Source organism: Streptomyces sp. NPDC001002 (genome assembly GCF_053599215.1).
In genome coordinates, this window is sequence record NZ_JBSFLV010000166.1 from 1 (window position 1) to 18,860 (window position 18,860).

Annotated in this window: 13 protein-coding genes; 3 read left to right on the top strand and 10 right to left on the bottom strand. The window is 67.6% G+C overall.

Annotated elements, in window-relative coordinates; genetic code table 11:
- On the top strand, positions 1-452 hold a 452-nt coding region (locus ACWDR3_RS41075), incomplete at its 5' end, for a DUF6082 family protein (RefSeq protein ID WP_450357710.1).
- A 606-nt stretch (positions 453-1,058) separates the two neighbouring features.
- Here ACWDR3_RS41075 and ACWDR3_RS41080 read toward each other — a convergent pair.
- Both ACWDR3_RS41080 and ACWDR3_RS41085 read right to left on the bottom strand, forming a co-directional pair.
- Positions 1,059-1,685: a hypothetical protein gene (locus ACWDR3_RS41080; protein WP_450357711.1), complete on the bottom strand. Its 627-nt coding sequence runs from the start codon at positions 1,683-1,685 to the stop codon at positions 1,059-1,061.
- A gap of 263 nt (positions 1,686-1,948) precedes the next feature.
- Complete coding sequence (locus ACWDR3_RS41085) at positions 1,949-2,569, bottom strand: hypothetical protein (RefSeq protein WP_450357712.1); 621 nt, start codon at positions 2,567-2,569, stop codon at positions 1,949-1,951.
- A gap of 152 nt (positions 2,570-2,721) precedes the next feature.
- Here ACWDR3_RS41085 and ACWDR3_RS41090 point away from each other — a divergent pair, with 152 nt between their 5' ends.
- Positions 2,722-6,366 carry an NACHT domain-containing protein gene (locus tag ACWDR3_RS41090; RefSeq protein WP_450357713.1) on the top strand — a complete coding sequence of 1,215 codons (3,645 nt, stop codon included), beginning with the start codon at positions 2,722-2,724 and terminating at the stop codon, positions 6,364-6,366.
- Positions 6,367-6,481: 115 nt separating this feature from the next.
- Here ACWDR3_RS41090 and ACWDR3_RS41095 read toward each other — a convergent pair whose 3' ends face one another.
- From ACWDR3_RS41095 to ACWDR3_RS41105, 3 genes are all read right to left on the bottom strand, one after another.
- Positions 6,482-8,911, bottom strand: coding sequence for a UvrD-helicase domain-containing protein (locus ACWDR3_RS41095; protein ID WP_450357714.1), 2,430 nt, complete (start codon positions 8,909-8,911; stop codon positions 6,482-6,484).
- Positions 8,912-9,083: 172 nt separating this feature from the next.
- Entirely contained in the window at positions 9,084-9,497 is a 414-nt protein-coding gene (locus ACWDR3_RS41100) for a hypothetical protein (RefSeq protein ID WP_450357715.1), read from the bottom strand.
- Between the two features lie 261 nt (positions 9,498-9,758).
- Positions 9,759-10,907, bottom strand: coding sequence for a helix-turn-helix domain-containing protein (locus ACWDR3_RS41105; RefSeq protein WP_450357716.1), 1,149 nt, complete (start codon positions 10,905-10,907; stop codon positions 9,759-9,761).
- Positions 10,908-11,956: 1,049 nt separating this feature from the next.
- Here ACWDR3_RS41105 and ACWDR3_RS41110 point away from each other — a divergent pair.
- Positions 11,957-12,817, top strand: a complete 861-nt coding sequence (locus ACWDR3_RS41110; protein WP_450357717.1) for a nucleotidyltransferase domain-containing protein — start codon at positions 11,957-11,959, stop codon at positions 12,815-12,817.
- A 61-nt stretch (positions 12,818-12,878) separates the two neighbouring features.
- Here the strand turns inward: ACWDR3_RS41110 and ACWDR3_RS41115 are convergent, their stop codons facing one another.
- The 5 genes from ACWDR3_RS41115 to ACWDR3_RS41135 form a co-directional block, all read right to left on the bottom strand.
- A complete protein-coding gene (locus tag ACWDR3_RS41115; protein ID WP_450357718.1) occupies positions 12,879-13,436 on the bottom strand; it encodes a hypothetical protein in 558 nt (185 codons plus the stop codon).
- A gap of 40 nt (positions 13,437-13,476) precedes the next feature.
- Entirely contained in the window at positions 13,477-13,896 is a 420-nt protein-coding gene (locus tag ACWDR3_RS41120) for a DUF6283 family protein (protein WP_450357722.1), read from the bottom strand.
- 542 nt (positions 13,897-14,438) lie between these two features.
- Complete coding sequence (locus ACWDR3_RS41125; protein ID WP_450357719.1) at positions 14,439-16,310, bottom strand: hypothetical protein; 1,872 nt, start codon at positions 16,308-16,310, stop codon at positions 14,439-14,441.
- A gap of 394 nt (positions 16,311-16,704) precedes the next feature.
- On the bottom strand, positions 16,705-17,139 hold the full coding sequence (locus ACWDR3_RS41130; protein ID WP_450357720.1) for a hypothetical protein: 435 nt from the start codon (positions 17,137-17,139) through the stop codon (positions 16,705-16,707).
- Between the two features lie 141 nt (positions 17,140-17,280).
- A complete protein-coding gene (locus ACWDR3_RS41135; RefSeq protein ID WP_450357721.1) occupies positions 17,281-18,807 on the bottom strand; it encodes a hypothetical protein in 1,527 nt (508 codons plus the stop codon).
- Positions 18,808-18,860: the final 53 nt, after the last annotated feature.

Sequence of the window (18,860 nt, forward strand, 5' to 3'; positions counted from 1 at the left end):
CTGTGTTGCGCGTAGCGCGACTACGATGGCAAATCATTGAGTCTATTTCGGAATCAAAGAATTCCAGTGGTGACCATAGGGAAGTCGGACTCTCCCGCGTTGACCTTTTGAGGGAGGCGCTGCATGATCCATCTCTTATTGACGTGATTTGGATCTATGATGAAGTCGTCCCGATGGAGAGGAAGAGGCAGTATCTGTTTGCGGAACTCAACTACTATGTGGCGATTTTGAATTATCGCCAGGGGGCTCTGAGTGCCGAAGGGCTTCAGCGCTACCTCTTTGTTTTGGCGCGAAATGCAATTTTTCGGCAATATTGGGAGTTGTCGCGACGGCATCGTGAATATCTTGCAAATGGGGAAGCTGAACTGATTCGTCAGACTGATCTGCTTATTCAAGAAAGTGATGAACTTGATGTGGATGAATGGTGGGTAATCGGATCGCCGTTTGAATAATTGTGTACCGCCGGAGGTGGGCGCAGACGCTGGTCGTATCCTCGTCGGCTCTTGTCTTCGTATGGTGCAGCACTCCCCGACAGCGGTATGCGCTGCGCGAGCAACCCCCTTGGCAGCGACAAGTTGTTTCCTGGTGCCGGCCTGCCCTTGACGCCACCGGTCAAGGCGTACGTGCTCAGTTGATTTTGTCTGGTCACTCGTCGGGCTCCCGTGCGTCATCGGCTGCGTGCTCGAGGCCCATACGGCGTATGACGTCGGCCTTCCCCAAGAGTTCCTGGGGCAGCGGCTGTGACCAACGATTGCGGGCTGCTTGTCGACTCATCCCGGCGGCGCGCCCGAGATCGCCGTAGGTTGCCTCGTACGCAAGGGCCGACCTAAGGCTTGTCCCGTAACTGATCTTCGAGTCGACGGAGCCAAGACTGCTCGGCCGGTGGCCGCCGCGCCTATCCGGCGAGGTTGAGGGCCTGCGGACAAACACCTTCGATGCCAGTTTCAGCAGCGCGGATATCCGCCCCGACCGGATGAGGCAGACGTCCTTTGAATGCGGCGAGTTGAAGCAGGCTGCGACGGTCGCGCCGGAACGAGGAGGTCTCCTGTCCGCAGGCGTCAGCTGCCGGTCTGTGCGGGCTGTGCTTCGGCGGTGGCTGGTTCGGCCTGCGCGGGAGTGTCCGTGGCGGTGTAGAAGACGGAAGAGCCCTGCTTGCTGCGCTGGGCCTGGCTCTTGGCCACGAGTCCTTCGAGTGTGGTGCGCACGACGGTGGTCTTGATGGTGCGGTCGGGATGGGCCTGGCCGAGCGCGGTGGTGACCTCCGCCGCCGAGCACGGTCCGCTCTGCTCGGTGAGGTGGCTGCGGATGAGCTCTACGAGGGTGGGCTTGGACGTCTTGGCGGCTGCGGTCTTCGCGGGTGTCTTGCCGCCCTGCTTGGTGCCGGGCGTCTTGGTGCGGCTGCGTGTGCTCGTCGCGGACTTGGCGGGTGCCTGGCGCTGGGGGGAGGGGCTTGCTGTGTTTTCCGGCGCGGGGGTGATGTCGGCTGGTGTGTTGGCGGCGCCGAGTGCCTTTTGCATGTTTGCCAGAAGGGTGTGGTCGTGCTGCAGGGTGAGCAGTTGTTCTTGCAGCGCCGCGAGTTCCGCTCCGACGCGTGCTTGTTCCTTGGCGTTTCGTTCGAGGTCGCCTGCTACCTGGGCGGTGTACTGCGAGGCGAGTTCGGTGCTCGGGATGGTTGATTCCGGCATGGTGTTGGCCTTTCCTCGGGTCGAGGCTGCGGGTGAAGCAGCGCAGAGCGGCCGCGGCGACGCCGTGCACTGGTGCCAGAGCGGTCGGGGTATGACACACCTGTTAGGTCAGACCCTGGCCCAGAGATAGTACGCAGGGTTGTGCTGTCATTAGCACTGACGGCCCGCACCAACCAATGGCTGCTGGCGGCAGGCAGATTTTTGTGGGTGGCGGTGCCTGCGCCGGCGAGGCCGGCTGGGTGGGTGGATTGAGCGAGGGGTCCTCACCCGGCCTCGTCCCCGGCCTCCTGCGCCAGCTGCTCCAGTCCCACCACCACGCGGAGCGCGACCCGCGGATCGTGCCGTGCCATGATGGCGGCCGCCACCCCACGCAGGGTTTCGACCGCCGCCGCCTGCGAGGTGTCCTCGCCGAGGTCCCCACCCGTGAAGCCCTCGGCTTCCCGTCCGTCGTGTGCCGTCGACCGGTAGGCGTGCACAAACGCGGGGTCCAGGCCCGAGCGCTCCGCCGCTTCCAGCACCTCGTCCATCACCCGGTGGAGCGCATCCTGCGGCAAAGGACGCGGCTCGTCGGCCTCAGGATCGAAGAAGACCGGATCGTCCGGGCCGGGAGATAGTCCGAACTTCTCCTCGAAAGCGGCCCGTTGCCCCTCCATGGCTTCCTGCATGCGCGCATCCAGCTCAGACCCGGCCGCCCAGGACACCTCCACCGACCCGTCCGCCGCCCGGCGGCGTTGCACAAACCGCGGATCACCGTGGCGCTGCGCCGCCACCCGGGAGTGCTCCTCGGTGAACTCCTCCATCGCGGCCGTACGCCGCTGCTGCTCCACCCGGGCGCGTGCACGTGCGTTGTCCCGCTGGTGCTGCGCCTTGGACTTCTTTCCCACCGCCCCGCTCTCCTTTCCTCCGGTCCGGCATGGCATGCCGGACCTAAGCAGTCGCGGGCAACGGCCTCTTCGCAGCAGGCGCGACGGCGCTGTCACTGCCGCGACATACAGTGGGCAGCGCTCGCTATCAACAACGGGGAGGGGCGGGGGCGTTGGGCAGGCAGACGGGACACGGGGACGTGGTGTTAGAGGGGCGATACCTCTACGAGCGGTTGGGGGAGAAGACATTCCAGCGGCTGTGCAACGCCCTGCTCGCTCATGTCTTCAGCGATATGCGCTGTTATCCGGTCGGGCACTCCGACGGAGGCCGCGACGCCACCCGCAGCGACGGCGGCCGGCTGGCCATCTACCAGGTCAAGTGGACCAGCAAACCCCAGCAGAACCCGGTCGCGTGGCTGAACGCGGCGATCAACGGTGAGGCCGACAACATCCGCCGCCTGGTGAAGGAGGGCGCCGAGGCCTACTACTTGCTGACGTCGGTGGCCGGGACAGCCGTTCCGCAGCGCGGCTCCATGGACACCATGGATGTCGCCTTGGCCAAACACAGCGCCCGGTTCGGCATCCCCGTCCATATCTGGTGGCGTTCCGACATTGACGCCCGCGTGGATGCAGCGCCCACCGAGCTGAAGTGGGCGTACACGGACATGCTCGCCGGCCAGGACCTGGTGCGCTACCTGATCAACGGGGCGGGACGGGCCGCGCACGACCATGCCCTGCGCACGCTGGCGATGAAGGTCATCGCCACTCAGTGGGACGAGGACGCCAAGGTCAAGTTCAAGCAGGTCGAGCTGACATCCCACCGTCTGGGGGACCTGTTCATCGATGTCGAAGCGCTGCGTGTGGCGAGGCCGTCGGCTGTCCGCCGCACTCGCCTCGAGCACGTGGAGAGCGACGAACTCGGCGGCGCGGTCGACTACCTGCTGGCCGCGAGCCAGCCGTTCATCCTGGTACGGGGAGAGCCCGGACAGGGAAAGTCGACCCTTGGCCAGTACCTGTGCCAGCTGCACCGTGCCGTCTATCTCGGCGATGAACAGCTCACGGCCAACCCCACCTCGTCACTGGGCCGAACCCCCCTCACCGAACCCCGCCTACCGGTGAGGATCGACCTGCGCGACTACGCCTCGTGGCTGGCCGGGAGTGATCCGTTCAACGACGAGGACCGTCCTGCCCGCCCCGCGTTGCGCAGGCAGGGCTCGTTGGAAGCCTTCATCGCACACCTGCTCACCGCCCGCAGCGGCGGCCTGCCCGCCACGGTCGCCACGGTCAACGACATCCTCGAGCGCCTGCCCGTCCTGATCGTCCTGGACGGCCTGGACGAAGTCGCACGCCCCGCAACCCGCCAGCGCGTCGTCGACGAGATCGACCGCTTCACCGCACGGCTGCGCACCGCCTTCCGCCCCCAGATCCTCGTCACGACCCGCCCCAACGTGGCGGGACTTGCCGAACCCAGCCCGGAGCGCTTCGAAACGATCGCCCTGAACCGGCTCAACGAGACACTGCGCATCACCTACCTGCACAAATGGGCGCGGGCGCGATCCATCCCGGACAAAGAGCACCGCACGCTGGAGCGCATCTTCCGTCAGCGCTCCGCCGAACCGCACATCTCCCAGCTCGCCGACAACCCCATGCAGCTGACCATCCTGCTGTATCTGATGCACAAACGGGGCAACTCGGTGCCCGCCAACCGCACCGACCTCTACACCTCCTACATGGAGACCTTCCTCGACCGGGAGGCGGAGAAGACCGCTGCGGTCGATGAACATCGCACCGACCTTGAAGAAGTCACTGCCTACCTGGGATGGCATCTGCAGAACCTCGCCGAAAGGGACGGCAGCAACGGCCAGCTGCCGACGCGCGAACTCCAGCGGGCGATCTTGAATTACCTGTTCAGCGTCGACAAGAGCGTCACTCTGGTCGACGACCTCTTCACGGCCGTCACCGACCGCGTGTGGGCGCTGACCAGCAAGGCGCAAGGCACCTTCGAGTTCGATGTGCAGCCGTTGAGGGAGTACTTCGCCGCCCGCTACCTGTACGAGTTCGCCGGAGCCGACCAGCGCGCCTTCGACCGGGCGGACGTCCTGCGTGAGCTGGTACGCAGAGGCTACTGGCTCAACACCAGCCGGTTCTTTGCCGGTTTCGCCAAACCCAACGAACTGGCAGGACTGGTCGAAACCCTGGAGGAAGAACGGGATGAGGGCAGCCGCCCCCGCCAACTGCGCCTGTCCGCCTGGGTTCTGCTGGCCGACGGCGTCTTCAGCGGCCGTCCTCGCACCCAGCGGCGAGCTGCCGAGCTGTTCCTCGACGATCTCAGCATCCGCTTCATCCACCACGAACTGACCACCAACGACGACCTGCCTCTGCCCACCGCCGACCGCGGGGCGCAGCACCTGGCCGAGCAGTTCCTGCAGCAGGTAGCGAGCGACCCCACTGCGCCGGCGGCCGCCGAACGTCTGCAGCTGGCCGTTCTCCTGCTGGACGATGCCCAGGCCTTTCACGCCTGGTGGCACCCGCACATGCAGGCGGCGCTGAGCACCGGACAGGAAGCAGCCTGGCTGACCATCGGTACTGCCTTCCACTGCGCCGGCCGGCTCGCTGAGCCCGACCTCGAGCACCTGACCCTCGCCAACGACCCCACGGCCGCCGCAGCCCTGCACGCCGGCCTGGCTCCAGCGCCTGGTTCCCCCCACGAGCAGCGACTTGTCCAGGCAGTCCTCAACGGCCATGCCAGCGAATCCAGTTGTCCCACCCCCAGCTACGCTGCTGATCTGCTGCGCATCATCCGCCCGCAGAACTTCCTGCACATGGCGGCCGTCGACTCCGTTCCCTCGCTGCTGGAGACGGTCGGCCACCACGACTTCGAACTGCGCGCCCAGCAGCGGCAGGCAGCGCTGACCCGTCTGAAGGACCGCGACCCGCACTTTGACGCGCTGCAAACCGCTCTTGCCTTCCGCAAGGGCCAAAAGCGCACGACCTCGCCCTGGGGCAACACCGCCCGGGCCATCAGCGCCCTGCTGGGGCCGTGCTGGCTGGCCGCAGAGATCACTGTGATCGGCGCTGCGGCCTTCGCCTTCACCACCGGCGGTGACATCACTGCAGGATCACAGCCCCTGGGCCCCGAGCCCGACTACGGCCGCCTGCTGCAGGAACTGCGCCGTCACCGCACCACTGCCACCTGGTGGAGCGAGCAGTTCACCGCCCACACCGATCCGCTCTCCCGTGCCACCTGGGTACTGGGCCTCCTGGCCACGGCCGACGAGGCCGTCGTCACCGCCCACCTGCCCCGCATCGACGACGCCCTTCGGAGTCTTCCCGAAGAGGCACGCCACGTCGTTCTCATGAGCTCAAGCCGACTGGGCGCCACGTTCGCACGCCGTCTGTCCCCAGCTGTCCTGTCCGCCGCCGCTGCCTTCACCTCGCATACCGCTCTTGGCGTGGCCCACTACGTCATCCACCCCTTGCGGGAAGAGCCTGCACAGAGGCTGGGCCCCCTGTCCGACACCGTGCTGGCGGACATGGCCGCTCACGGCACTGCAGCCTGGCCCGCTCACCTGGCGCTGGCCGCACGCATGGCCCACGCCCCCACGCCGGAAACCCTGGCCGCACTCACAGCCCACGGGCCCCAGCCCCAGACAGCAGCCATGCCGGCCCGCCTCGCCCCCGAGGCCGCCGTCGCCATTCTCAACTCCCCGTTCGACTACCCCATGACCTTCGTACTCGCAGCGGACAACGCGGCCCGCAGCGGCGCGGACGCCTACCTGGCTGATGTGGCCGATGACGCCAAATGGTTCGCCTCCTGACACCAGCACCCCCGCCCACGCCGTGTCCTTCGCGCGCAGCACCAGCCCCATCACCCGCGCGAGGACACGCAAGGGGCTTGTCTGGGAAGCGTCCGGGCCGGCGCCCCTGTCCAGGTCAAGCTGTCGGTGCCTGGCCGTGTGCCTGGCGCAGGTGATCGTGCAGCAGGATGCGCAGCTGGGGCAGGGAGACGCGAGCGCCCAGAGCGGCAAGGAAGTCCGGGACGTTCCATGTGATCAGGGCTCCCTGGCGGGCCAGGTAGAGGCCGACCCGGTCGATGGCGTACACGTCGTCGTAGTCGAGCAGCAGATACCCGGCCAGCTGCTGCACCGCGGGGCGGTTGATCGTGTGGGGGCGGGTGGTGGCCTTGCAGTCGATCAGCAGTCCGCCCACGATGAAGTCGGCGTCGGCGCCCCCGAGGTCACTGCTGCCGGTGAACACCGGCCCGCACACCCGTTGTTCGTCGGGCAGCTGCCGCAGCTGTGTGAAGGGCTGCCGGGCGAGTTCCATCTGCTCGGCGATGTCCTCCAGCACATACGCCGGGACCGCGGCGGTCAGCTGTTCCAGGGTGGTGTGCGCATCGGCGTGGGCGAGCAGGTTGCGGCGCCGGGCGAAGACACCGTTGCGGTAGACCGCCTCGTAGAATCCCGCGACGTGACACAGCCGGGTCAGCTCCTGCTCACCCAGCCGGGATGCACCCTCCAGGTGGGCGTGGAGCCGGGCCAGCAGCCGGATCCCGGCCGCATACAGGGCCGCGCGCACCTCGGGTACGGGAGCACCCTCGAACGGGAGAGCACTGCCGAGCAGCTGAACGCCGGTGGTGACCGCCCCTCCCGGTCCGCGGCCCAGAGCGAGCCGCAGGCGGTAGTCGATGGTGCGTCCCAGCGCCGCGTAGTCGGGGCGCCTTTCGTCCATGGGCTGCACCGTGGCCGGAAGTCCCCGCGCCCACTGCTGGTAGGAGCCGACCACCCGCTCCGTGCGCGGCAGGTGACGGGCCAAGAACGTGGACATGGGGGAGCGCGGGTACTGCAGCTGTCCCGTCAGCGGCAGTGCCGCCAGCGGCACACCCTCCGGTGTACTCGTCTGCGACATGCGCGAGGTGTGCCGGACCTGAGCCTCGGCCCACTGGATCCCGGCCGTGTCCAGCACCTCACGCGCCCGCGTTACGGCCACGTAGATCAGCCGTGCCTCCGCCGGATGCACCCCCCGCGCCCGGTGCTCGTCCGTGGGAGTGAATCCGTTCCCGATCCGCACCCGCTGCCACTCACGGCCCTTGGCCTTGTGCACCGTGGACACCACCACGCGCGCCTGATCCTCGTCGACCATCCGCTGCACCGCCGTGATGATCTGCTGCGGCCCGTAAGTGTCGACCAGCTCCACGATCGCCTTCAACTCCGCTGCTGCGGAGTCCTGTTCGGCGTACTCCTGCACCTCACCCCAGGACGAGAACAAGAACAGCTCATGGTGCGAGGTCCGCCGGCCCGCCTGCAGATCGATCGCCGCCTCGGCGATCTTCAACAGCGGCTTGCCGCCCCCGGCCAGCGCGACCGGCACACCCTCCTCGAGGAAGCGCAGCACCTCGGCGAGCGCGTCCGCGTTGCCCCGGCACAACACCGCATCGGGGACCTCGACCTGCCCCAGCCCCGACGCCTTGGAGGCGTGCCCGGTCAGCTGCATCGTCGACGAGGCCGCCCGCAACCACCGGTTGGCCACGTCCGCGATCGCCGGGCCGAACCGGAAGGACTGCGTCAACTCCAGCCGCTGCCCGGGAAACCCGCTCATGATGTCCTTGGCGTGCCGCCACTCGTAGATCTGCTGCGCCGGGTCCCCGACACACACCCGCTGCGCATCCTGCGTCAGAAAGATCTCCTCCAGGACCGGGTTGGTGTCCTGCGCCTCGTCCAGCAGGACGAAGTCCGCCGGCAGCTTCGGCCGCGTCAAAGCCCACATCTTCAGATAGTGGTCGTGCTGGAACGGCAGCTCGCCCGCGGGCGAGCAGATGTCCTGCCACGCCCATCGGGCCCGCTTCAGCAGCACCTCGGCCAGATACTGCGCACCCTGGTCGTCCAGCCCGTTCACCGGTCCCAGATGCCGGGCCGCCACCTGCTCGTCCGTGCTGTAGCAAAACCGGCGGACCATCTCCATCACGAGCCGGGCCAGCGTCGTCGCCCGCAGCCGCCGCTTGCCCACCGCCATGTCCCGCTCCAGCCCCAGCAACTGAGCCGTGCGCTTGAGCGGCATGTGACGCGAGGCATCAAGGCGATCCTGAAACAGATGCCCCACCGCGCGGTGCGCCAGCGAATGCGACGTACGGCATTGCACGTTGGGCCCGAACCGGCTCTTGGCCTCCTGCGCGATCGGCTTGTTGAACGCGACGTACAAGCCCCGCTGCCGCGTCACCGCACCCATCATTACGAGCGTGGACGTCTTTCCCGTCCCGGCGCCGGCCACCAGAGCCAAGTCCTGGCCTGCAGCGAATGCCTCCTGTGCCGCCTCCTGCTCGACCGTCGCCCTCAACCCCACGCCACCCGTCCCCTCTGCCCGCACTGCGGGTCATCCGCGCATCCGGCCGCGGCTTTTCCGCGCGCGAGCAGCATCGCAGCGCCCACTGACACCGTGTCACTTTGAGGGGAACGCCCTTACGGAAACTCGCAAGAGCGGCCGATTCGCAGCGATGGTCCGTACGGATCGCTGCAGGTGCCTTGGCCATGACCGCTGCTCAGCCGCCCTTCCCACGACGCAGTGCGGAGCTCGGCGTCTCGTCCAGCGGCAAGGGGGCGCTTGGGAGCTCTTCTGCTCCCGCGCGACTGCTCCGCAGCTGGTCGACGCGGTTGACCAGGAACCCCAGGACGGTGTCGAACCCGAGAGAACACCAACCCGCGATGGCCCCGCCGGCCCGCTTCACCAGCCAGATGCCCTGCGGCCAGAAGACGTTGACCACCATCGAGCCCGCCGAATGGGGCGCCATGCGCTTCATCTGATCGGTCAAGCCATCTGGCAGGAAGCCGAAATAGGGTGCCGCGATCACACAAGCCGCTGCGAGCAGATGCACGATCCGGACCTTGGACATACTGGTGGGAGGAGCGGGCGCACCGACGTGCGGCACCCCTGCTCCCATGGGCGAGTCGCCCATGAGCACTCCTTACGACTACCTGACGTGAACCGTGCCCTCGCCCGCGATCCGGCCAAGGGGCTTGCGCTGGGCACGGCAATCTTGTGCGGCATCGTCTCTGTCTGTGCGACGTGCTGCTGTCCTTCAACTTTTCCTGCCCGGGCAGACGCCCCCCGCCGGGCGGGACGACACCCAGTGCCTGCCGACGGACGATCCCGGGGCCTTCCCGCACATCACCGGGCGGGTGGCCGTCGCGCTGCGCGGCGAAAACGCGCCGTCCGCTTACTCCGGAGCGCTCGCGGCCTCTGCGAACGTGCGAAGCGGCCCCTTTCGTTGAGACGTTCCGGGAGCGTCCGGCTGCATGAGCATCACGTCGAGCCGGAAAGGCCGCCTGAGGTGCTGCTTGACCGCCTTCTCGAGAACCTTGTGCCACGCCGTGGCGTGCAGCGCGATGTCGACCTGCTGGTTTGGCACGAGAACGTGGATGTCCAACTGGCCTCGCTGGTACCTGGCCTGCAGCAGTGTGCACGCCTTGAGGCCCTTGAGCTCGTGGCCGCTGAGGGCAGCTGCGTGTTTGCCAAGGAGGTCAGCCCAGGCTTTGCGGACCCGGGCGTTGAGTTCGGGGCACTCCGCACACGTGGCCCGGCCAAGGGCCACGTCGGACAGCCGCACTCTGCGTGTGGCGTCGCAGCGGTCGCACGCCACGGTCCAGGGGGCGTTGAAACTGCGGTAGCGCTCCAGCGCCACGAACCCGGCCTTGCGCAGGAGCCGCACGGCCGTGTCGTGGTTGACCTGTTTGGTCGGCCCCTCCGCCACCACCGCCTCGAGCAGAGCCGCCTCTCGCAGGCGATGCTGCTGATGGCTCGCCTGCTGCTGCGCCCGTGACCAGGCCTCAAGCCACACCGCACGTCCCTGCAGGGGCACGTCGCATCCCACCAGGAAGGCCTCGAGACAGGCGGCCGACCCTGGCGCTTGCTGGCGCCTCGTGATGCGCTGCGCGGTGCTGCGGGAGAATTCCAGACCGCAAGCGCGCGCCCGGTTCTGCATGACCCGATAGGACGGTGCGCCACTGGCCAACCGGAGCTCCGCCAGCGCGGCACTGAGGTCTGGGAAGTCCCGGACGAGGTCAGGTGCCGGCCCCTTCTTCGTGCCGGCATCGCCGAGTTGTCCGCGCAGAGCATCCAGCCACAGCCGGTCCAGCACGTCGACATCGAGTCTGCATGCATGCGCGAAGGCCCGGACTACCTCACGCTTGGGAACGCTCGTGCCCGCAGCCGCTCGCTGCAGGGTTGCGGCGCTGTACTCGCGGGTTCGCTCGGACAGCGACTCGTACGTCAATCCTGCTGATCTGCGCGCATTCCGCAGGGTGGCAGCCAGCTTCCCTGTGGCGCTGAGCGGGTCCGGGATCGGGTTCTCCGGTCGTCCGACCATCTCGTTCGACCCGTCTCAAAATCGCAGAGAGGCTGGGACCGTCCTGCAGTCTCGGTCCGGGGGGAGAGGCCGCCTATACTGTGTGCCCATCATGTCCTCCTATGCGCTGCTCGTCGCACGCGTGACGCGTGAATCTCGTGTCGGCTCCAACCGCATGACGCCCAGCGGCAGTTGGCGCTACCGGTGGGCGGGCGCACAGCATCCTGCCACTCGCAAACAGGCGGCTCCCACGTCCTCGGCGCATTCTGCGCAGACAGTCCCATGCCAAAAAGCACGTTGGATCTGGCATGGGACGAACTGACTCAATGCGTGGCCAGCCGTTTCGGAAGATCCATCAAGATCATTCATGTGGTGGGGAACAGTTGCATTTCACTTCGTCCCACGCCTGCTTGCTAAGTCGGTGTACGCGCTGACACCATCCCGTCGTCGCCGCCTCATGCGGCGGTCCCCCTGGCTGCCTGGCTCCAACCGCAGTTGAACAGGGATTTTGCGTCGGACACGTTGGCGCGTGCGACGGCGCGCGAAAGGGGTTGGTCACCACAGAGACCGACCCCTTTCGCCTCTGCTCGGAAACAAGACCATCGCTCGGCAATGTCTGATCGATGCGAGCTGGAGTTGACGCTTTTCGATCGGTTAAGTCATCGTCTTCCACCTCGGCCGCTGGAACTGGCAAGCGCATCACAGCCCGCCGTCCGGCTGCCGCTTCCCAACGACGGCTTCGTTGCCAGTGTCCGGTTTTAGGCTCTCTGTCATGACATCAGCCAGAACCTGGCGGCCGGTTCCCGAGCTGCCAGGCGATCCGGCCCGTCCGCACCTCAATTGTCGCCACGGGTATCCCACGGTGCCCTTCGACTCCTCACCCTGGCCCGCATCCAGGCAGGCCGCGCCCCCCTCCTGCATCCCGTAGACCAGCTCCCGGCCGGTGACCTCACTGCCGACCATCCTGCAGGCGCCACAGCGCCCCGCCCGGGCCGCCGTGCGCGCAACGACTGTCCCGTCACAGGCACACGGTGCCGGCACCCCGACCGACCGATCAGCGGAGGTCTTCCGTGAAACGCGAGCGCGCCACCAGGCTCCTGAACGACATGCTCGACCGGCTTGAGGAGGGAGGCTGGCCGCTGGACCTCGTCGACGAGATCCTCGTCTTCGGCTCCTACGCCCGCGGTGCGCTGGACCCCTCGGACGTCGACCTGGTCGTGGAACACCGCAGAGACGACCGTCTCATCTCCGAGTTCGTTCACGCTCTGTCCTACGGTCGCGACCCCTCCGCCTCGATGAAGCGCGCCCTGAAGGGCAACAGCCGTGGCCTGCAGATCCACTTCGGTGAACGCAAGACCCTCGAAGCGGAAGGGTTCGAGCTGACCTTGCTGTGGACACGAGGCGAACCCGTCGATGCCGCCCGCACCCGGCTCGCCGCCATCACCCCCGACCTCGAGGCGGGCCGGGCCCCACGGGACCACATGATCGAAGCCTTCGACGGCATCGACCGCTGGGTCCCGCGCCCGGTCCGCATCGATCTCACCGACCTCGTCGACCGCAAGGCCGCCACCATCCGCCAACTCCAGCTCCCCGACGCCGAACCCGCCCACCCCGCAGCCCTCGAAGCACTCACCCGCTGGAGCGAGACCAGCCCGCTGCGCCGCGCCGCGGCGGCCGCCCTCGCCCACCTCGAAGCCACCTCCCGCCCCCTCGACTCCGTCTACCTGCACGGGGAACCGGTCATCGGCGGCCGCTACAGCGACACCACATGGCAGACCGGCATCGGATTCGGCTGGAGCCACTACCGCAGCATCTCCCACCACCTGCAGGAGGGCACCGACTGGTTCGAAGTCATCCGCCCCACCCGGACCCAGCCCCTGCGCACCCTCCACATCACCGTTCAGGACCGCTCCGCCCTGCCTTGTCGGTAATTGCTCCACCCGCACCCGGCCCAGCCAGCTGGCCGCCTCCGGCCCGGTGCACGGGGGCCTGTCAGGGGTGTACCGCCCAGTGCGGTCCGGGCCTGCTTCTTGCCATGGCATCCGAGGGCAGACCTGTTCGCAGGATGCTCTCGTTGATGCCGGCCAGCGGACTGGCCGGGTCCGACACGAAGACGGCGTCGGTGGCGCGGGCGGCCCGCTGCTGACGGCAGAAGGCGTCGGTCAGCGGGATCCCGATGTAGCCGGCAGCGACCCCGTCGGGCAGAGAGGGATCAGCAACGCCGTGGTCGGTCAGGCACCAGGCATGCTCGAAGCAGCTGAACGGAGCCGCTGACGGGACGAGGACGTAGCCCTCCACATACGTCCACCCCGGGCGCTCGGCCCACTCACGCGCGGCCTTGAAGCACTGTCCAGGCTTTTGCACACTGCGCTGAGTCCAGGGAGCAGGCTGCTGGTAGAACCCGCAATCGGCCACCAGCTCGGCGAAGCTGCGGTACACCCACGACGGATCTCCCACCCGCATGTTCCCGTACAACTCCAGCCAGCGACGCAGCTCTTGCGCGCCTTCCGCCGGGTTTGGTCCCGCCGCGTCCGCAGGCGCGCTGCTCACAGCCGCGCCTCCTGTCCATGGTGACGATGCCTGGCGTGGATCACGTCTTCAGGTCGCCGCGCGTCCGGTTGATCTTGTCGATCAGGTGGGTCGCCTCGGCAGCGGGCCGGACCATGTCCGCCTGACCGTGGTCGGCGGCCTCGTTGCCCGAGCCGAACAGAGGAACCGGCGACCGGTATCCGGCGGCCGCGTGGAAGGCGGCGCCGTCGATCCGGCCGCGGAACAGGGAGATGCGCAGGCCCAGCAGGCCTTCGCCGTGACAACCGGCCCAGCCCGCGCAGATCCGGCTCTGCGAGCTGTCCGCGTCGCTCTGGTGGCACTGGAACAAGCCTGAGGGCTGTTCAGGAGTGGGAGCGTCGTACCGTCGGAGCTTCTCGTATTCCTCGTGCGCCCACACTCCCGAAGGCACGTCACAGCGGTACGGGCAGCTGTCGCACGGGCGCGGTGCGGGAGGAAGCATCGGCGAAGACACAAACACAGTATGTCGCGCGGAAGGTCGGTTCTGCGGGGGGCTTGTTCCCGATGCGTTGTACAGGCTCCTGGCACGGCTGCCGCCTGCCGGTCGGCGAGCGTCCAGCAGCGGGATCCGCCGGTGGCTCCTGTCCGAGCGCCAGAGCTGTTTCGCCCCCGGCCGGTCCCGCCACCGCCGTACGTTCGGTGAAGACAGCGGCCCGTGAGAGGTGCCGCGGCCAGTGTCAGACCAGCCGGTCCTGGTGGAGGGCGGCTGATTGACGGACGAGCTCGGCGAAGCGATCACGGCTGCGGATCTGATGCTGCTCGGCCTGCTCGTTGTCTCATTCCTCCACATCGCCGACGCCGGATTCCTCACCGTCATCGTCCTGTAGACCGGCGCACTCGTCATAGAGCAACCAGCAGCCGTGGATGCCCGCCAGAAGGTCTTCGAGAAGGTCGCGGTGCGGGGCGTTTGGGATCCAGCGGGGTCAGGCGCAAGGCCATGTCGGTGATGTCGGTCCCCTCCTCGCTGGCGTACGCGGCGAGCGTCTACCCCACCCGCCGCCGCCCGCACTCAACCGGTGTGCGCCGGGGCGTGGTCGAAGAACCTCTGGTCGTCGCTGATGTGGATCTCCCGCACGCCGGGATAGGCGCGGGGGAGCGGGTCGTTGGTCGCGGCGATGACCTGGCAGGCGTAGCCGTCGGGCGAGGGTCGTCGGCGACGGAGATGAGCGTGTCGATCAGACGCACACTGGTCTCGTGGTCCAGCCCGGTGGAACCCAGACCGGCGAGCGGTGAGTCGATGACCAGCAGCGGCGGAACCCGGACCGCCGGGTCCACCCGTCCGAGGTCGCGCAGGGACAGCAGCATTGCGATGTTGGCAACGGCCCTCGGGCTGCCGCCCACGGAGATGTCCGTGAACGTCTTGACGGGTTCGCCGTGTTCCTTGACCCGGACGGTGAAGTCGTACGGGTCGACGGAGGCGGTTTCGACGGCCGGATTGATCTGCCGCAGCCGGCCCAGGAGGAACTGCGACCAGCGGCCGGTGACGTCCTTGCGGCGGACGTCGTGCGCGGTCTTGGAGGCGTCCCGGGCAGCCTGCGCGGCTTCCATCGTGCCCTTCGCCGCCTCGACGACCTTCTCCTGGGCCCGGATGAAGTCGGCGTCATCCAGGCGCCGTTTGAGCTGGGCGACATCCCGGCTCAGCCCGTGCGCGTCCTTCTCCGCCTGCTGGGCCGCCTTGCGCGCGGGAGCGAGATGATCGTGCTCGTACACGTCACGGGCCGCCAGTGCCTGCCCGGCGTCCTTCTCCCTCTCCTCGGCGGCGTGCGCCGCGGCCTGCGTGGCCTGCCCCAGTTCCTGGGCGCGCAGCCGCAGCTGCTCCTTCTTCGCACGGGCAGCCGCGATCAGCTGCTCCCGGTGGTCTGCGCCGCCCGCATGGGGCTGCCCGCACTGGCGGCACAGATCGGGAGCACGTTCGGGAAGTACCTGCCCGCACCCGGTGCAGCCCTTGGGCCCGGGGGTGAGCAAGGCGTTGAGTTCGCCCTCCACCCGTGCCTGGTCGGCCACGAGACTGCTCAGCTTGTCCCGGGCGGCCTCGGTCTGCTTGGCGGCTTTGCGGCGGTGCTGTTCGGCCGCCTTGTGCAGGGCGACCAGCCGCCCGTGCTCCCCGACCGCGACGCTCAGCAGCTCACTGGCCTTCGCCCACCGCTCGCCCGCTCCGAGGTGCTCGCGCTGCTTTTGCTGGTACTCGGCGCGGACACCGTCCGGGTCGGCTACGGCGCCGGTCTTGCGGAGCTTGTCGAACTGGTTCAGCGCGGAACGGGCGGCACGGTAGCGGGACTCGGTCTCAGACGCGTTCTTCTCCAGTCCTGCAAGATCCTCGTTCCACAGCCCAAGGAGTACTTCCAGGGCCAGGATCCGCGCCGTGTCCTTCTCACCGCCGAGGAACTCGGAGGAGATCGTGTTCTGCCGCAGGGCCATCACGGTGCTGTAGAACTCATCGAGTCCCACCCGGGTCGTGCCCCGGGCGGCCATCGGGAGGCCGATGAGGTCCTGGATGAAAGTGCCCGCCGTCATCCCGCCGGCCTTGATTGCGTTGACGGGCAGCGGGCGTTCGGGCTCGTCCGGGGCGTCGAGATTCTTCACCAGGACCCGCGCCCGCGGATCGGATCCGCTGCGGGTGGCCTGCCAGCGCACCCCGGCCACCCGGAACACCAGGCGGATGAGCTGGCAGGCGCGTACCTCCGGCATGACCGTCGCGTTCGTCAGCCCCAGCGGATACAACAGGACCTCGACGGCAGTGGACTTGCCCGACTGCGAATGCCCGACCAGGAAAGTCACCAAGCCCTTGAAATAGCGGGCGTACCAGATACCGTCCCGCTGGAACTCAAGTCTTTCGATGACGAACGACGGACCCACAAGCACTCCTCGGCTCTGCTGCTGTCGCAGTGGCAACGAGCGCCCGTCGAACGAGTGACGCCCCAGCCTTTCGGGCATCGCCCGGTCCGGGACAAACCGCCTTGGACGAGGGCGTGTTGACTGCTGACGGTAGTGCGGACAGGCCACTGCCAGATCAGACCGTCCCCCAGCAGCTTTATATCTGCTTCAAGGCCAACGAAGAGCCAGACGGGACTGAAGAGACGTTCCACCGCAAGCACGGGACACGGGAAGCGGCGGACCTTCTGATCCAGAATTGAGCCGCTTCCCTCCGCCCACGCGACCGCTTGCTTATGTGCATCGTTGCCGGATGCGCCGATGTACTGGGTGGGCTCGCGTATTCACTGTCGCCGGTTTTTAAGGGAAGCCAAGGCGATTAGGCAGCAACTCGCTGGAGGACCGCTTCGTACGCTGCACGGACTGCGTCGGCGTCCGTGTACTGGCCGATGCCCCCAGGGACAGAGCCGGTACGTGTGATGGTGCGGAAGAAGGAGTCTTCGAGGCCGACGAACACGTCGGGTCGGCCTGGGAACTGACCACCTGTGACGTCCACTATCACCTCCTTCTGCTGGGCCCAGGCGTGCGTCGGGCGGGGGCCAGGGGCACGCGACGGGACTTCACCCGATACGTGCAGCCAGACATCACTCGAATCAACGTCGAGCAGGTACTGGCACCAGAAGTCGGTAGCGATGCCGCAGTAGCCCCGAGGGAAGGTCTCGGTGGCGAAGAACGCCAGCTCGCCTGCTTCGTGAGCTGCTCTCATCGCGCGGTGCAGGCGTATAGCGATTGCCCGGACCTCATCGATCTCCACAGCTCCAATCGTGTCAGAAGTCGTCCGCGTGCTGCACGGCTGTCCATGGGCCAGAGGCCGCTCCGACGACCAGCCGGGCCCGGACGGAGCGGTCCGGAAGGTGAATGCCCCAACGGGCTCGTCGCGAGCACGACGGATCAGTCACCCGAGCGAACTACCGAGTGGTGGAAGGTCGTCGTACAGCCACAGTGCGTCCGATTCATCGACGTACGGCAGGAATTCGGTCTGCAACGGCAGCACCCAGCCCTCGTCGTCGAAGATCTGCATGGCCCGCTCGCGCATGCGGCGGTCGGCTCCGGCGCGGTGCACCCAGGCAGCCGGATCGGGCCCGAGAAGCCCGCGCAGCCGGGCGGAGTCGGCGAGCAGCGCGGTGAGCAGATCGGACTTGTCGCCGCCGCCTGGACGGGGCCGGCCGGTGGTCGGGTCGGCGAGCAGGCCGTGTGTGCTGAAGTAGACGTACGCGGCGGCAAGCCGCTCGCCGGAGGGCATCGTCATCTCGAAGGTGTCGCCCGGAACCATCGCCCGCCGGTAGTCCGGGAACTCGGCGTCGTCGACCGCCTTCAGCTGCGTCGAGTCCAGCCAGGTGACGACGAGCGTCGTCTCCGCCCTCCGGTCGACGTACGGTGCCGCCGCCACAAATCCGGTCAGGCTGACGTGCCCCGAGCAGCCGACGCCAATGCCGCGCACCCGCACCCACACCATCGGCACGGCGGCCGGAATGCCGAGCCGGGTGAGCTGGTGAGCGACCTGGCTGGGGGAAGCGTTCAAGCCGACGGCGATGACCGGGTGGCGGCGCCCGGTGCTGGTCTGGCCGAGATCGGTGAGCATCTCGTCGAGCCGTCGTGGACCCCAGGGCTCCTCCACGTACCACTCGCCAAGGCGCCTTGGCCGTACCGCGAGTGCGAGCAGTTCGTCACCGGTGAGCAGAGACCCCAGCGCGCCCCCTAAGCCCAGCTCCCTGCGGAACTCGCCAGCCGCATCGCCCGCTCTCCTCCGCCAGTAGGCCAGTTCGCGAAGTGCGGCGAGGGTGTCGGGGTGCTTGCGATCGAGGAAGAGGGAGGAGGTGTTGAGGAAGCCTTCGTACAGCTGGACGGCTTTGTGGAAGTCGCCTGCCTCGGCTGCGTGTACTGCGGAGCCTCGCAGAGCCCAGAAGATGTCTGCGGCAATAGGGCCGGATGCGGGGTTGTCCGGCGGGAGATCCCGGACAACCCCGTCCGCAGGGGGGTCTTGGACGAGGTCGTGCGTGATGCGCTTCAGCAGCTGGTCGTCGTGGTCGTTGACGGCTGCGGCCCGGGCCAGGGCTTGATCGATGTCGTCACCGTGCATATCGGCAGTCTTTGCCAGATGCGTGTGCTCGCGGGCCGGAGATGCGTAGCTGTTGGCGACGGTTTCGTTGGCCACGACGGTACGCAGACGGTCAAGTTCGTCGGTGAGCTGGTCGACCTGACTTTGGACTCGGGCGGCGAGTTCTTCGGCCTGGCGTTGTTTCTCCTGGGCGCGCTGGAGCTCCTGTTGGGCGCGCTGTTCTTGCTCTTGGGCGCGAGTGAGCTGCTGCTGGGTCTGCTCCAGTGCGACAGGGTCGGCTTGCGCGGCATGGAGCTGATCACGTTCGCTCGTGAGGTCGGTGATCCGGTGCTCCAGCTTGTTGATCATCGCGAGGAGGATCATGACGAGTTTCGTGGAGTTCCCGACAGCCTCGCGAAGTTCGCCCTGTTGTTCCA